Below are 15,712 nucleotides of genomic sequence, written 5' to 3'. Positions count from 1 at the left end.
ATAATGAGTACAATGCAAGATTTATCTTATTTTTTACCTGGTAATAAAAATGGTGTACTTCTAATTCATGGCTTAACTGGTACGCCGAATGAAATGCGAATTTTAGCTAATGGTTTACATAAAGCTGGATTTACAGTTTATGCTATTCAACTAGCCGGTCATTGTGGTACCGAAGCTGATCTTTGTAAAACATCATGGCAAGATTGGTACCAAAGTGTACAAGAAGGGGCTGATTACTTAGCTCAACATGTTGATAATGTTTATGTTGCTGGATTATCAATGGGTGCACTTTTAGCACTGAAACTAGCCGCTGATAGACCAGAACAAATTAAGGGTGTTGGCGTTTTAGCACCAACTTTTTATTACGATGGCTGGAGTATGCCTTTTTGGGCAAAAAAATTCTTCTTTTTGTTGGTTTATTTTAAAAAATTAAGAATTTTCCAAAAAGTGTCTTTTATTGAAAAACCACCATATGGACTTAAAGATGAACGGATTCGAGCCGTCGTATCTGAAAGCATGTTAAGTGGTGATGCAGCTTCAGCAGGACTTGCAGGAAATCCCTTCCCAGCACTTGCCGAAATGCAATTACTTGCCAAGGATGTACGCGCTCAACTGCCTAATGTTGTTTCACCATGTTTAATTATGCACTCAGGTAATGATGATATCGCCAATATTGAAACCAATGCAAAACTAGTTGAAAAAAACGTTTCTGGCTCCAAAAAACTAGTGATCTTAAATGACAGTTATCATTTAATAACAATTGATAGTCAACGTCGGGAAGTGATTAAAGAGTGCATTACATTCTTCAATAATATAGCAAAAGGAATAGAGTCATAATGTCACCATTAGTAATGATACTTTGGGTTAGTAACATCTGTTTTGATACTTTAGGACAAGTCGCTTTTAAATTTGCTGCCATCTCACCAAATAATCGTGATGGTTGGTATTATTGGCTAGATTTGGCAAAAAATCATTGGATTTGGATTGGCATTATCTCTTATGTTGCAGAATTTTTATTATGGTTGGCATTTTTAACTTTAGTTCCCCTTTCACAAGGTGTATTGCTAGCCTCATTTAATATTATTACTATTATGATTGTTGGACGTATTATTTTCAAAGAGCTGCTTACCTTTTATCGTTTAATTGGCATGCTATTAATTACTACTGGCGTCATTTTTGTAGGAATGTCTTAAATATGGCTAGATTCTATCTTATCGGTTTTTCAGTATTACTTTTTTTTGATACTATTGCACAATGTAGTTTTAAATTAACCGCTATCCATGCCCAACCTCTAGAAATGAGTATGGATTGGTTAGTGCGGGTTTTTACTAACCCATGGATTTATATATCAATAACAGGATATATTCTTACTTTTTTCACCTGGATGACGTTATTAAAAAAAGCACCAGTCGGTCCAGCATTTGCCGCATCTCACTTTGAAGTAGTAACGGTAATGATTGCATCAATCTGGTTATTTCAGGAACCTATTACGTTATTTAAATTAATCGGTACAATTCTAATTGTTTCAGGAATTTTGTTTTTAGCATTAGCAGAAGGCAAATTATCTAAACAGAATTCTTCTAAACATCATCCTTAAATTTTTTTCAGATCTTTGGAAAAGTAGGTCTAAGTTTTATACTCAAACACCTACATTTCCTCAAACTTTTTGACAATAGTTTATCCTGAAATAGCTTTCAATAACGTTAGATTAAGCTGATGTTGCTCTTTCTGCCAATTGATAAGATCATCAGATGATATGCTAGGTTGCTTATCTAGTGAACTAAGAAAACGTTTAAACCAATTTGTCGGTTTCCATATAGAAAGTTCCCCTGTAATATCACTACCAACAAGCCTTGGTTTGATTGAGGTGATAGTATCAAGGATATGATATGTTTGTAATTTACCCTGATCCCAATTGGTATGTACAACTTCTTCACTTAATGCATCTTTATCAATCGATAAATAAACAGGTTGTGCGCTATGATATTGTTCTGAAAGAAAGCTAGCAATAAGATCATCAGGGGTAGCAAAATGGCGAAAAGCATGACTTAAGCCAATTTTTTTTGCCCAAGTAACATTGACATCTAAACTCCAATAAGTCAGTTTTTTATGGAATAGCGGTGACCATCTGTTTTCCCAAAAATGAGAAAGACCAATGTCTTGAGATGAAATACCTAAAACATGTACGCGGCTAACAAAAGGTAAACTTGCCACGTAACTAATCCATGATCCGCAATGTATTCCAAATAAATAACGCATATTGTCAGGATGATTATCAAAAACGACAACTTGAATGGGATTGCTAGCTGAATATTCTTTAGCTAAACGTTCAATCAATAATAACGAAACATGATGAAAATCTCCACTTCCCATTAACACCGTTCCATATTTATCAGGTAGGGAGTGTTGCAACACTTTTTTAAAGTGAAAGAATTTTTTCTCAGTACAGCCAAAGCGAATGGCATCCTGCCACTCAGTCACATCGATGGTTTTAGCATTGTTTATCTTACCTACACTTTTATCGAAATTGAGTATAATAGGACAGGTCATGCTACTTTCTCCTTGTCACTTTCAAAGTGACCAATCAATTTACGTAATATTACACGTAATAATGGATTACGAATATATACTAAATGTTTAGTAAATGTGAATTTAGCACCCAATGATGCTTTTACTTCAGGATCTGTCCAACCTGCAATATAATAATTAAATCCTTGTTGCAACGCATATTCAAGATTTACAAACCAGCTTACGAAGTAAAGATTTAGTTCTCTTGCTTTTGGATAAACCATGCCGATATATTTATCAATCAGCATATTATTTACTTCAAAACAGATATTAAAACCAATAAATACTCCATTATTGTGATAAGTAAAAATATGGGCTTTGGCTGCTTTACTTTGCAATAATTGAATAAAAAATGGTTTAGTTAATAAATCAAAATGTATTTCGCTTTGCTGATAAACATTAAGATAAAGTTGATAATATTCGTCTTGAACATCTTGATTAAAAAAGCATTCATCCCCACTATGCAAAATATTAATGTCTAATTTATCGCGTGATTTTAGTTTTCTTCTAAAATTTTTTCGTCGACTATACGAAAAACGCGAGAAAACTTCGTTTATATCAACAAAATCAATAGGTAACCAAGCTAATGCTTGTCCTTCAACTTCGATATAGCCTTGTTCTTTTAACGCTTCAATAAGCTGCTCTGAATAGTGGTTATCGTATTCACTTAATAACGGGGATGCTAAAGGAAGATCTTTAACAATCATAAAAGGATATTGTTTGGCATAAGTTGTTTTAAGATGTTTAGCCAATTGATTAGCATCAACCTTATCTGTTAATAACGTATATTCCGAAACAGTTGTCCCAACAAAACAGGTTCTTGGCTGTAACCAATGTTTCCATTTTTTATAAAAAGGAAATTTTTGAATTTTATATTTAAAATCATCATTTGCAGTTGTAAGTAAATCAAACTTGGCAGAAAAAACAGGCACATCATCATCACTTAACCAAGCTGAAAAATCCTGTGGCGGATAAGTTAAAAAGCTGTCTATTAATTCATTTTTTTCTAACTGATTGATGTATTTCATAAATTTAATAAATGGTTGGCTATAAAACGCAACCTGCCAACAAAAGTTGGCAGGAAGAATAGAATTAAAGGATTAAAGTTCTTTTTTTGCTCGTGTGATTAATTGATCGAGCAATTCGATACCTTGATCGATTTCTTGACGAGAAATATGTAATGATGGAGCAAAGGTGATAACATTTTTATAGTAACCACCAATATCGAGCACCAAGCCCATTTTGTTACCTTTCCAATCAAGATCACCTGACATACCAATATCTACCATTTTATCAACTAAGGCTTTGTTAGCGGTAAATCCATCTTCGGTACAAATTTCAGCGCGAAGTGCAAGACCTAGACCATCAACTTCGCCTATCTCTTTATGTTTCTTCTCAAGTGTTTTTAATCCTTCAAGGAAGTATGCTCCGCTATCCATTACCATTTTTTCGTAATCTGTTTCTGAAGTCATTTTTAATACTTCTAAACCAACTGCAGTACCTAAAGGATTTGAAGCAAACGTAGAGTGAGTTGAGCCAACTGGGAATACTTCCGGATTGATTAACTCTTCACGAGCCCATAAGCCACCTAATGGATTTAAACCATTAGTTAATGCTTTCGCAAATACCACCACATCAGGTTTAACATCAAAATGCTCAATTGACCATAATTTACCAGTACGATAAAAGCCCATTTGAATTTCATCAACAACTAATAAAATACCATATTGATCTAAAACTTTTTTCAGACCTTTAAAGTAATTACGTGGAGGAACAATATAACCACCTGTTGCTTGTAACGGTTCGGCATAAAATGCAGCATATTCAGCCTGTCCTACTTTTGGATCCCATACACCGTGATATTCAGTTTCAAATAAACGAGCAAACTCAGCAACTAAATGTTCACCATATTCTTCTGCTGTCATTCCTTTTGGACGACGAAACGGATATGGGAATGGTACAAACATTGCACGATCACCAAAGTGACCATAACGACGACGGTAACGGTAGCTTGAGGTAATTGAAGATGCACCCAAAGTACGGCCATGGTAACCACCTTGAAATGCAAACATCAGAGATTTACCACCAGTAGCATTACGAACGACTTTTAATGAATCTTCAATACATTGTGAACCACCAACATTAAAATGAACTCGCCCTTGGTAACCGAATCGCTGCTCCATACCTTGAGCAATTGTTTTGGCTAATTCGATTTTAGTAGGATGTAAATACTGGCTAGCGCATTGTGGTAAAGTATCAATTTGCTTTTTAAGTACGTTATTTAAACGTTCATTAGCATAACCAAAGTTACAAGCAGAGTACCACATTTGTAAATCAAGGAAGGCTTTACCTTCTTTATCATACATGTAACTACCTTCACAGCCATCAAAAATCTTTGGTGGTTCAACATAATGCACGGTATCACCAAATGAACAATATTTTGCTTCATCAGCCAATAACGTTGCATCGTCGGGCCGACTATTAATCATTTCTAAAGTTGGTTTACTCATAATTTATCTCACTAATCCATATTCAAATATGACAAAATGTGGCATTATTATTAAGGAAATTCATTTGTTACAATGTACAATTAATGTATTGATTGTGTGACCAAGACTCCAGATGAATAATATTCGATTAGATGATAGCGTTATTACTTAAATGGATATAAAAAAGATGAAAAAAACATTTTGTTCAATTCCTATTTTATCAATAATTACTTTATCAACTATACCAACTGTATCTGCCAATCCAACATCTATTGGATTAGGTATTGGTTGGGGGAATTCTCCGTATAAAAGTTACAGTTCAAAGTTTTATCCAGTTCCTCATATTGATTATGACAATGGTCTATTTTTTATCGATGATTTATCAGCTGGCATTTATGCTTATAATACAAATAATCAAAGTTTATCCATTGGAGCACGTTACTTATCTAACGAATTCAAACCAAATGACTCCAATAATCATCAATTAAAACTTCTTGATAACCGTCACTCAACCCTATTGGCTGAAATTGAATACTCTATAGATACTAATTTTGGAAGTTTTTCTAGTAGTATAGGAGCTGATATACTAGATGAAAGTAATAGTTTATTAGCCAATGCTGATTATAGTATTCCTTATATGCAAGGTAACTTAATAATTGTTCCAACTATAGGTGTAAATTGGGCAAACAGCAAACATAACGATTATTACTATGGTATTTCTCATAAAGAATCATCGCGTTCAAAATTACATTACTTTAATGTTGACAGCTCATTTACGCCTTACGCTGAAATAGGAGCACAATATTTATTAACTGACAACATTGCTACATTTGGTAGTGTACATATTGATAAATTAACTGGTGATGCTGCGGACAGTCCAATGGTTGATAATAGTACAGTAACATCAGTTTATATGGGCATATCTTATAAATTCTAACCTTAGAAACATGCTGAATCTAAGCACAATAATAAAACTATGACTGTTTTACAATTTACAGGCAGTTAATAAAAACTAAACATGCTAAAATAATAACCATAAACACATTTTAGGAACGATAAATCCATGCTTTGGTTTAAAAATGCCATTATTTATCAATTAAATAATGACACGTTACTCAATAAAGATGCTATTGAAAAAGCAATTAAATCTCAAATGTTTACCCCATGTGGCAACTTAGATACAACAAAAATGGGCTGGGTTTCACCCTATCATGACAATAACCAAAATGATTTTATTGTCGATATGCAAGGTCATTTATTATTACGTATAAAAAAAGAAACCAAAATATTACCAGCGCCAGTCATTAAACAAACTTTATTAGAAAAAATTGATAAACAAGAACAAGCTCTAAGTAGAAGACTTACAAAAAACGAGAAGGCTAGCTTAAAAGATGAAGTTTTAATTGACTTAATGCCAAGGGCTTTTAGTAAATATAACCATTATTGGCTTTGGATTGATACTGAAAATAAACGTATTATTGTTGATTGTAGTAGTTTTAAACAAGCTGAAGATATTCTCGCGATTTTACGCAAAGAACTTGGTTCATTAGCATTAACTCCACTATCAATTGACAAACCACTTGAACAGATTATGACCTCATGGGTTAAAGAAAAGCTTAATTTTTCACCCTTTATATTAGGTGATCAAGCTGAACTTAAAGATCCGCTCGAAGGTAATGGAATTATCAGCTGTAAAAATCAAGAAATCACAAGCGATGAAATGCGCGTTCATTTTGATTCGGGTAAATGGATTACAAAAATGAAAATTGTCGATGAGAGAGGTGTTAACTTTATCGTCAATTCTGACCTAACATTTAAACGAATAAAATTTGATTCTATAATACTAGATGAAAATGAAGATATAAGCTCAGATGAATTTGATAAACGACTTGAAGCTGACTTTTTTATTATGTCAAAAGTGTTATCCAATACGGTAAATGATTTTACTACAGTGATTAACAAAATATTTTGATAACATTGTTTAAATTTTTTAAAGGCGATATCATTAGATATAGATTTGTATACAAGATATGCTATAATCAACTAGGATTATGTATAGCATAATTAATACAACAATAAGTAATTGTTCTTTTATTTAAAGTGAAATTTAAACAAAAGGAAACTAAACATCGTCTATAACAACATTAAAGTTGAGGCAAAAAAATGAAAAAAACAACTCTAGCTCTAGCAATTGCAGTTGCAAGCTTAACAGCTACTGCAGCTAATGCAGCATATGAAGATAACACTTTTTATACAGGTGCTAAATTAGGTTGGTCAGAACTCTACAGATTAGATGCAAATAAAATTCGTGAAAACTCTAACGTTGGTGTTAGCACTTCTGATCGTAGCAATATCGGCGGCGGTGCTTTTCTTGGTTTCCAAGCAAATCCTTATCTTGCATTTGAATTAGGATATGACTGGTTGGGTTCTGCTAAATATAAAAAGACTTACAATTATCAAGGCACTCACAGTGATCTAGGTCACAGTAAAGTTTCAGCACAAGGTGTTTCTTTAACTGGTAAATTAAGTTATCCAATATCATTCATTTCTGATGACCTTGATATTTATGCTCGTGCAGGTGGAATGGTAACTATTGCCAAGTGGAAAAATAGCGGCTTAGTTAAAGATGTAAATGGACACGGCGGAACTAAAACTGACTTATCTCCTGTTTATGCATTAGGTCTTGACTATCGCTTTGATGAAGACTTCTCTACTCGTTTAGAATATCAATATGTTCAACATATCCACACTAAAACTAATGCATCACCAGACGCCGGTTTATTAACTTTAGGTATTACTTACCGTTTAGGTTCACCTGTTGTAGCAGCACCTGAAGTTGAAGTTAAAACACAAGAAAATCGTTATGTATTAAATGAAGATGTATTATTTGCCTATGCGAAATCTGACTTAAAAGCTGAAGGTCGTCAAGCATTAGACAACTTATTAACATCACTTGTTAAAATTAACCCAACTCAAAGCGCTATCGTTGTAATTGGTCATACTGACCGTATTGGTTCAGATACCTATAATCAAAAACTTTCTGAGCAACGCGCACATTCAGTAATGAAATACCTAGTAGAAAAAGGTGTTCCAGCTGATCTAATCAGTGCACGTGGTGTGGGTAAAACACAACCAGTTACAGGTACTAAATGTAATGCACTTCGTGGCGCTAACTTAAAAGCATGTTTAGCACCAGATCGTCGTGTTGAAATTGAAGTTAAAGCACGTAATATTCAAGAAGTTAAAGTTATTGATACAACAAATTAATTATTACTTCTACTTGAAAAACCCAGTTAAACTGGGTTTTTTTATCTATATAATTTTTATTCATCAAATTATATAGTCACCCCTATCTATAAATTACCCACAAAAAAGATTATAATTACAGAAGCATTGTTAGTAATTAAAATTAAAGGAGTTGCTGTGCCTACCGCTATTTGGCAAGATTGTCTTTCTCAATTACAAGAAGAACTTCCAACAACTGAATTTAATTTATGGATTCGACCATTGCAAGCGGAAATGGTTGATAACAAACTCTATATTTATGCCCCTAACAGATTTGTGTTAGATTGGGTCAGAAATAAATATTTAACAACAATATCTCAATTACTAAATAAGCATTTTAATAATGATTCTTTGAAATTGCATCTCGAAGTTGGTTCAACACTTTCGATGGATAAAAAAATCAAAAATGAACAACCAAAAGCAGAACTTGTTCCTGCTTGGAAAATGACTAAAGAAACTAATAGCAATCACGCTTATCACTCAGGTATTAATCATAAGCACACATTTAATAGCTTTGTTGAAGGCAAATCTAATCAACTTGCTGTTGCTGCTGCTAAACAAGTTGCCCAGAATCCAGGCAAGGCTTATAACCCATTGTTTTTATACGGTTCAACTGGATTAGGCAAAACTCATTTATTGCATGCTGTTGGTAATCAAATAATTGATGAAAAAGATAATGCAAAAGTTGTTTATATGCATTCAGAACGTTTTGTGCAAGATATGGTAAAAGCCTTACAAAATAATGCAATTGAAGAGTTTAAAAACTATTATCGTTCTGTTGATGCATTACTTATTGATGATATACAATTTTTTGCGAATAAAGAACGTTCTCAAGAAGAATTCTTTCATACTTTTAATTCATTACTAGAGGGTAACCAACAAATTATATTAACTTCAGATCGTTATCCAAAAGAGATAAATGGCGTAGAGGATCGTTTAAAATCACGTTTTGGCTGGGGATTAACAATAGCAATAGAGCCACCGGAACTTGAAACCCGTGTGGCAATTTTAATGAAGAAAGCAGAAGAAAATAATATTAAACTGCTTGAAGAGGTTGCTTTTTTTATTGCTAAACGTTTACGTTCCAATGTGCGTGAATTAGAAGGGGCGCTTAATCGCGTTATTGCTAACGCTAATTTTACTGGCAAATCAATTACTATTGATTTTGTAAAAGATGCTCTAAAAGATTTACTCGCCTTGCAAGAGAAACTTGTTACTATTGAAAATATACAAAAGACAGTTGCTGAGTATTATAAAATCAAAGTATCTGATTTGTTATCAAAACGTCGTTCACGATCTGTTGCAAGACCACGTCAAGTTGCAATGGCATTAGCGAAAGAATTAACAAACAAAAGTCTTCCTGAAATTGGTGATGGATTTGGAGGAAGAGATCATACAACAGTATTACATGCATGTCGTAAAATCGCAGAATTAAAAGAAGAAAACAACGATATTAAAGAAGATTATTCCAATTTAATACGAACATTATCAACCTAAAAAAGAATCAACATTATGAAATTTATTATCGATCGCGAAAAACTTATCAAACCATTGCAACTTGTTAGCGCACCACTAAGTAGTCGCCCAACACTACCAATTTTAGGTAATTTATTATTACAAGTGAGTGATAATGTTTTATCAATGACAAGTACAGATCTTGAAATTGAAATGATTTCTCATTTACCTTTGATTGAAGCAAGCGAACCGGGTGCAACAACAGTTCCCGCGAAAAAATTTCTCGATATCTGTCGTAATTTACCCAGCAATGCTCAAATTTCAATAACTGTTGACGATAACCGATTAATTATTCAATCAGGTCGAAGTAAATTTTCATTAACAACACTACCTGCTAGTGATTTCCCTAATCTTGAAAATTGGCAAAGTGATATTGATCTTTCCGTTCCACAAAAAACCATAAAACGACTTATTGATGCAGTTCAATTCTCAATGGCTAATCAAGATGTAAGGTATTATTTAAATGGTATGCTATTTGAAATTGAAGATGGTTTATTAAAATCGGTTGCGACTGATGGTCACCGCTTAGCATTTTGTGCTCAGCCTGTTGGGCAAAATATTTCTACTGCTTGCTCAGTTATTCTTCCAAGAAAAGGCGTCATTGAACTTGCGAAACTTGTTGGTGATAATGAGGAACCGATTAACATACAAATTGGTAATAATAATTTACGTGTTAATCTTGGTGATTTTACTTTTACTTCAAAATTAATTGATGGAAGATTTCCAGACTACAAACGAGTACTACCTCGAAATCCAGATAAACCTCTAGAAGTATCTTGTGATGAATTAAGGAATGCTTTATCTCGCGTAGCAATTTTATCTAATGAAAAATTCCGCGGAATAAGATTGTATGTACATAATAATCAAATAAAAATCACAGCAAATAATCCAGAACAAGAAGAAGCCGAAGAGTTAATTGATGTAAAATATGAATCAGCAGAACTTGAAATTGGCTTTAACGTAACGTATTTATTAGATATATTAAATACATTAAAATGTGATAGCGTACAGCTTTTATTAACTGATGCAACATCAAGTGTTCAGATTGAAGACATTAATGACCAATCAGCCACTTATGTTGTTATGCCAATGCGTTTATAATCAAATCTCATTTAGCTTCTGACGATGATCAGAAGCTTTATTCATTAATATGACAATTTCACAAATCAAAATTCATCATTTTCGTAATATTGATAATGCTGAGTTATCATTATCTCATCATTTCAACTATATCATAGGTGATAACGGTAGTGGTAAAACCAGTCTACTTGAAGCCATTTATATGCTTGGACATGGACGTGCATTTAGACATATTCAATCCAATCGAATTATACAACACGAACAACCAGAATTAGTTTTATTCAGCCAAATTAAATCAATCAATCAGCAAATTCGAACAATTGGTCTAGCAAAAAATCGTAATAATGATAATAAAATAAAAATTGATGGTGATGAAGGTTTCCGGTTAACAGATTTGGCTAAACTATTGCCAATTCAGTTAATTACACCTGAAGGTTTTGATTTATTAACTGGAGGCCCAAAATATCGGCGTTCATTTATTGATTGGGGATGCTTTCATCATTATCCCGAATTTATTTATCTTTGGAACAATTTGAAGCGTTTGTTAAAACAACGTAATGCTTTACTTAAACAATGTAATAGCTATAATCAATTACTACCTTGGGATAAAGAACTAACCCCAATAGCTGAGAAAATAAGTCAGATTAGAGCAAATTATTCACAACATATTTTTCCAGAGATTATTCATACTTGTCAGGATTTTTTACCTGAATATCAAATTAATTGTCAATATTATCAAGGCTGGGAACACGGTATTGAATATTCAGAAATATTAAATAAACAATATGAAAGAGACAAATTCATTAATTATACATCGGTTGGACCTCATAAAGCTGATATTCGATTACGTATTGATAATATTCCCGTTGAAGATATGTTGTCTCGAGGTCAGTTAAAATTATTAATGTGCGCTTTACGTCTTTCTCAAGGTGAGTACTATTCAAAACAAAACTCACAACCTTGCGTTTACTTGATAGATGATTTCGCTTCAGAATTGGACAATACCAAACGAGAATTATTGGCAAAACGTTTAAAATTAGCTAATTCACAAGTATTTATTACTGCAGTTAGCCAAGATCAGATTACCCATATGATCAATGAAAATGATAAGATTTTTCACATAAAATCTGGTATAATTTCTTAGATATACAGAACGATATAAACAATCAAATAAGTCGAGAAATTCATGTCTAATTCTTACGATTCTTCTAGTATTAAAGTACTCAAAGGGCTTGATGCTGTCCGAAAACGTCCAGGGATGTATATTGGTGATACTGATGATGGAACAGGACTTCACCATATGGTTTTTGAAGTAGTCGATAATGCCATAGACGAAGCATTAGCCGGTTATTGTCACCATATTGAAGTCACTATTCATCCTGATAACTCTGTTTCTGTGCGAGATGATGGTCGAGGTATTCCAACAGGCATTCATGAAGAAGAAGGAATTTCAGCAGCTGAAGTTATCATGACTGTATTGCATGCTGGTGGTAAATTTGATGATAATTCTTATAAAGTTTCTGGTGGTTTACATGGTGTAGGTGTTTCGGTTGTTAATGCCTTATCAAACAAATTAGAATTAATTATTTACCGTGATGGAAAGATTCATCGCCAAATCTATAAACTTGGGGTTCCACAAGAACCGCTTAAAGTTATTGGTGAAACAACGGAATCAGGTACGTATGTTCGTTTTTGGCCAAGTCCAGAAACTTTTACTAATATTGAGTTTATCTATGAAATTTTAGCTAAACGTCTACGAGAACTATCATTTTTAAATTCAGGTGTATCGATAAGACTACTTGATGAACGTACCGGTAAAAGTGAACATTATCACTATGAAGGCGGGATTAAAGCATTTGTTGAATACTTAAACAAAAATAAAAATCCTATTCATCCTAAAATCTTTTATTTTAGTACTGAAAAAGACGGCATTGGTGTTGAAATAGCATTACAGTGGAACGATGGATATCAGGAAAATATCTATTGTTTTACTAATAATATTCCGCAGAGGGATGGTGGTACACACTTAGCTGGTTTTCGAGGCGCCATGACTCGAACGCTTAATAATTATATGGAAACAGAAGGATACAGTAAAAAAGCAAAAATCAGTGCCACGGGAGATGATGCTCGTGAAGGTTTAATTGCTGTAGTATCTGTAAAAGTTCCAGATCCTAAATTTTCATCACAAACCAAAGATAAATTGGTTTCATCAGAAGTTAAATCAGCAGTAGAATCTGTTATGGGTGAAAAATTAGCTGAATACTTACTTGAGAACCCATCGGATGCCAAAATTGTTGTTGGTAAAATCATTGATGCAGCTAGAGCCCGTGAAGCTGCACGTAAAGCACGTGAAATGACCCGTCGGAAAGGCGCCTTAGATTTAGGAGGACTACCGGGGAAACTCGCTGATTGCCAAGAAAAAGATCCTGCACTTTCAGAACTTTACTTAGTGGAAGGGGATTCTGCAGGTGGATCGGCAAAACAAGGTCGTAACCGTAAAAATCAAGCCATTTTACCGCTTAAAGGTAAAATTCTAAATGTTGAAAAAGCACGTTTTGATAAAATGCTTTCTTCTCAAGAAGTAGCAACATTAATTACCGCTCTAGGTTGCGGAATTGGTCGTGACGAATATAATCCTGATAAAATGCGTTATCATAGTATCATTATCATGACCGATGCCGACGTCGATGGTTCACACATTCGTACATTGCTATTAACGTTCTTTTATCGTCAAATGCCAGAAATTATTGAACGTGGTTATGTTTATATAGCTCAGCCACCTTTATATAAAGTAAAAAAAGGCAAGCAAGAACAATATATTAAAGATGATGATGCGATGACTCAATTTCAAATCGCCTTAGCTCTTGAAGATGCATCATTACATGTTAATGATCATGCACCAGCATTAGCTGGCGAAGCATTAGAAAAGCTTATTGCTGAATATCAAAAAGTTGAGAAGCTAATTACTAAAATGGAACGACGCTACCCTAAAGCGCTGCTTTCTGAAATGGTTTATCATGAAGTATTAGAAGAAAATATACTAAAAGACCAACAAAAAGCTGAAAATTGGGCAAAAACCATTGTAGAAAAATTATCAAGTAAAGAACAACACGGTAGTAGCTATGGTTATTCGGCCTCTTTTAATGAAAAAACGCAATTATATATACCAATCATAAAAGTAAGAACACATGGCGTTGATACTAATTATGCATTAGACCAAGTATTTATTCATAGTAATGAATATCGAAATATTTGCCATTTAGGATCGCAATTAAAAGATCTTCTTGAAGAGAGTGCATTTATTCAACGGGGAGAGCGTAAACAGCCTGTTAATTCCTTTGAAGAAGCGGTTAATTGGCTAATCCGCGAATCTCGTCGGGGACTTACTATTCAACGTTATAAAGGTCTCGGAGAAATGAATCCCGAACAACTATGGGAAACCACCATGGATCCAACTAGTCGCCGTATGTTACAAGTGACTATCAAAGATGCTATAGAAGCAGATCAACTTTTTACCACATTAATGGGTGATGAGGTTGAACCTCGCCGATTGTTTATTGAAGAAAATGCCTTAAAGGCAGCTAATCTAGATTTTTAAAATTGTTTTTTCAATAAAATAAATAAAAAAACCAGACAAATGTCTGGTTTTTTTATTCTTATTCTGATATATAATTTGGATAACCGTAACTTATATATTCTAAAAACTGTTCTACTTCGTGAGGCGGTTCAACTAACGTTGCCATCATGGATAAAGAGTTATCAAACACAATGATCATTCTTGATGGATTAGGATTATTTTGTATCTCTTCTTTTAGTAATACAATTCGTGAAATTTTTGTTTTCTAGCGATGGTTTAGGTGCCTTTTCTATCCTGATACCAGAGTTTGTATCTTCAATTGGTAACTTTTCATACTTCAATTCTTCTATGAATCTAGGTTCTTCTTTAGAAGGTTCAATAATTGGTTAAAGTGTTTTTTCTAATCAATACAGGAGAAATAATAATAATTTTCGGTATGGTTTCTGAGAATTTATCCTTGTTAAATGGATAAAAAAAGAACAATGAAGCGCCTAATGCGGATAATAATAGAGTTAATAATAACACATTCCACCATCTCCAAAAAAATTTTCGAGAATTTGATACAATTTTGATTGTTGGTAGTTGTATTGAATCTACAAGCAAATTAAGAATGTTCAGATAATGGCCATAATAAGATTTCTTAATTATTTCTAATTCAATATCCTCTTTATGTAATTTTAGTCGTTCTGGCTGAGGAGCTAATTCTTGGAATAAGTCAATTAACCAACTTGTTATCCATTTTAGCTCTAGATACCAAGAAATCTGATCTGAGCAATGTGCCAGACTAAATACTGAACCTTTTTTTACATCATTCTCATTAGGAGCTAAATAAACAACGTATTGCATATTTGCAAAGATTTTAGTATCAAATGCAAAAGTTACACGATGTGTATTGCCATCAGGTTCGTCTCCTTCTGGAATGCTAACAATTCTTACACGTCTCCAGTTATGAGATCCTATATCAAAGCGTTCAAGGGGTATTGATCTTAAAACAGAAACAGGCAACCAAATACCATCATACATTTTTAGTGATTGGTCAACACTAATCTCTGGTGTAGGGGTAACTATAAAAAAGTGATTACCCGGTTCAAAAAATTTACCATTATTGCTATCTTCAATTAATCTAACTAGTGCCCCACTTTCATAAGGATCGATAAAACTACCATTAATTTTATTGCGCCATTGACTATCTTTTCAA

Annotated in this window: 13 protein-coding genes and 1 pseudogene; 10 read left to right on the top strand and 4 right to left on the bottom strand. The window is 33.4% G+C overall.

Annotated features, from left to right (window positions below):
- The first annotated feature begins 3 nt into the window (after positions 1-3).
- The 3 genes from J3U13_RS04305 to J3U13_RS04295 are packed head-to-tail and all read left to right on the top strand — an operon-like array spanning position 4 to position 1,597.
- Positions 4-837 (top strand): alpha/beta hydrolase, encoded by an 834-nt coding sequence (locus J3U13_RS04305; RefSeq protein ID WP_267340371.1) that lies wholly within the window; start codon positions 4-6, stop codon positions 835-837.
- Positions 837-1,193, top strand: coding sequence for an EamA family transporter (locus J3U13_RS04300; protein ID WP_267340369.1), 357 nt, complete (start codon positions 837-839; stop codon positions 1,191-1,193). Before J3U13_RS04305 ends, J3U13_RS04300 begins: the two co-directional genes overlap by 1 nt.
- Before the next feature lie 2 nt (positions 1,194-1,195).
- On the top strand, positions 1,196-1,597 hold the full coding sequence (locus tag J3U13_RS04295) for a DMT family transporter (RefSeq protein ID WP_267340367.1): 402 nt from the start codon (positions 1,196-1,198) through the stop codon (positions 1,595-1,597).
- 80 nt (positions 1,598-1,677) lie between these two features.
- On the opposite strand, the gene J3U13_RS04290 is transcribed toward J3U13_RS04295, so the two are convergent.
- The 3 genes from J3U13_RS04290 to J3U13_RS04280 all read right to left on the bottom strand — a co-directional run bounded on the left by J3U13_RS04290 (position 1,678) and on the right by J3U13_RS04280 (position 5,078).
- A complete protein-coding gene (locus J3U13_RS04290; RefSeq protein WP_267340365.1) occupies positions 1,678-2,550 on the bottom strand; it encodes an arginase family protein in 873 nt (290 codons plus the stop codon).
- Positions 2,547-3,596: a peptidogalycan biosysnthesis protein gene (locus tag J3U13_RS04285; RefSeq protein ID WP_267340363.1), complete on the bottom strand. Its 1,050-nt coding sequence runs from the start codon at positions 3,594-3,596 to the stop codon at positions 2,547-2,549. The genes J3U13_RS04290 and J3U13_RS04285 overlap by 4 nt, the downstream gene beginning before the upstream one ends.
- Before the next feature lie 72 nt (positions 3,597-3,668).
- Positions 3,669-5,078: an aspartate aminotransferase family protein gene (locus J3U13_RS04280; RefSeq protein ID WP_267340362.1), complete on the bottom strand. Its 1,410-nt coding sequence runs from the start codon at positions 5,076-5,078 to the stop codon at positions 3,669-3,671.
- 166 nt (positions 5,079-5,244) lie between these two features.
- On the opposite strand from J3U13_RS04280, the gene J3U13_RS04275 reads away from it, so the two are divergent.
- The 7 genes from J3U13_RS04275 (at position 5,245) to gyrB (ending at position 14,535) form a co-directional block, all read left to right on the top strand.
- Positions 5,245-5,994: a MipA/OmpV family protein gene (locus J3U13_RS04275; protein WP_267340361.1), complete on the top strand. Its 750-nt coding sequence runs from the start codon at positions 5,245-5,247 to the stop codon at positions 5,992-5,994.
- Between the two features lie 126 nt (positions 5,995-6,120).
- Positions 6,121-7,029, top strand: a complete 909-nt coding sequence (locus J3U13_RS04270) for a recombination-associated protein RdgC (protein ID WP_267340360.1) — start codon at positions 6,121-6,123, stop codon at positions 7,027-7,029.
- 191 nt (positions 7,030-7,220) lie between these two features.
- A complete protein-coding gene (ompA, locus tag J3U13_RS04265; protein ID WP_267340359.1) occupies positions 7,221-8,324 on the top strand; it encodes a porin OmpA in 1,104 nt (367 codons plus the stop codon).
- Between the two features lie 156 nt (positions 8,325-8,480).
- Entirely contained in the window at positions 8,481-9,839 is a 1,359-nt protein-coding gene (gene dnaA, locus J3U13_RS04260) for a chromosomal replication initiator protein DnaA (RefSeq protein ID WP_267340358.1), read from the top strand.
- Positions 9,840-9,854: 15 nt separating this feature from the next.
- Entirely contained in the window at positions 9,855-10,958 is a 1,104-nt protein-coding gene (gene dnaN, locus J3U13_RS04255; RefSeq protein WP_267340356.1) for a DNA polymerase III subunit beta, read from the top strand.
- 49 nt (positions 10,959-11,007) lie between these two features.
- Positions 11,008-12,081, top strand: a complete 1,074-nt coding sequence (gene recF / locus J3U13_RS04250; protein WP_267340355.1) for a DNA replication/repair protein RecF — start codon at positions 11,008-11,010, stop codon at positions 12,079-12,081.
- Between the two features lie 42 nt (positions 12,082-12,123).
- On the top strand, positions 12,124-14,535 hold the full coding sequence (gyrB, locus tag J3U13_RS04245; RefSeq protein ID WP_267340354.1) for a DNA topoisomerase (ATP-hydrolyzing) subunit B: 2,412 nt from the start codon (positions 12,124-12,126) through the stop codon (positions 14,533-14,535).
- A gap of 354 nt (positions 14,536-14,889) precedes the next feature.
- Here gyrB and J3U13_RS04240 read toward each other — a convergent pair.
- Positions 14,890-15,687 (bottom strand): annotated as a pseudogene (locus tag J3U13_RS04240) (virulence factor SrfB); the annotation flags it as partial.
- Positions 15,688-15,712: the final 25 nt, after the last annotated feature.

Source organism: Gilliamella sp. B2887 (genome assembly GCF_026537015.1).
GTDB lineage: Bacteria > Pseudomonadota > Gammaproteobacteria > Enterobacterales > Orbaceae > Gilliamella.
The sequence above is the reverse complement of the archived record's forward strand: the minus strand, read 5'-3'. Positions and strand labels throughout refer to the sequence as shown.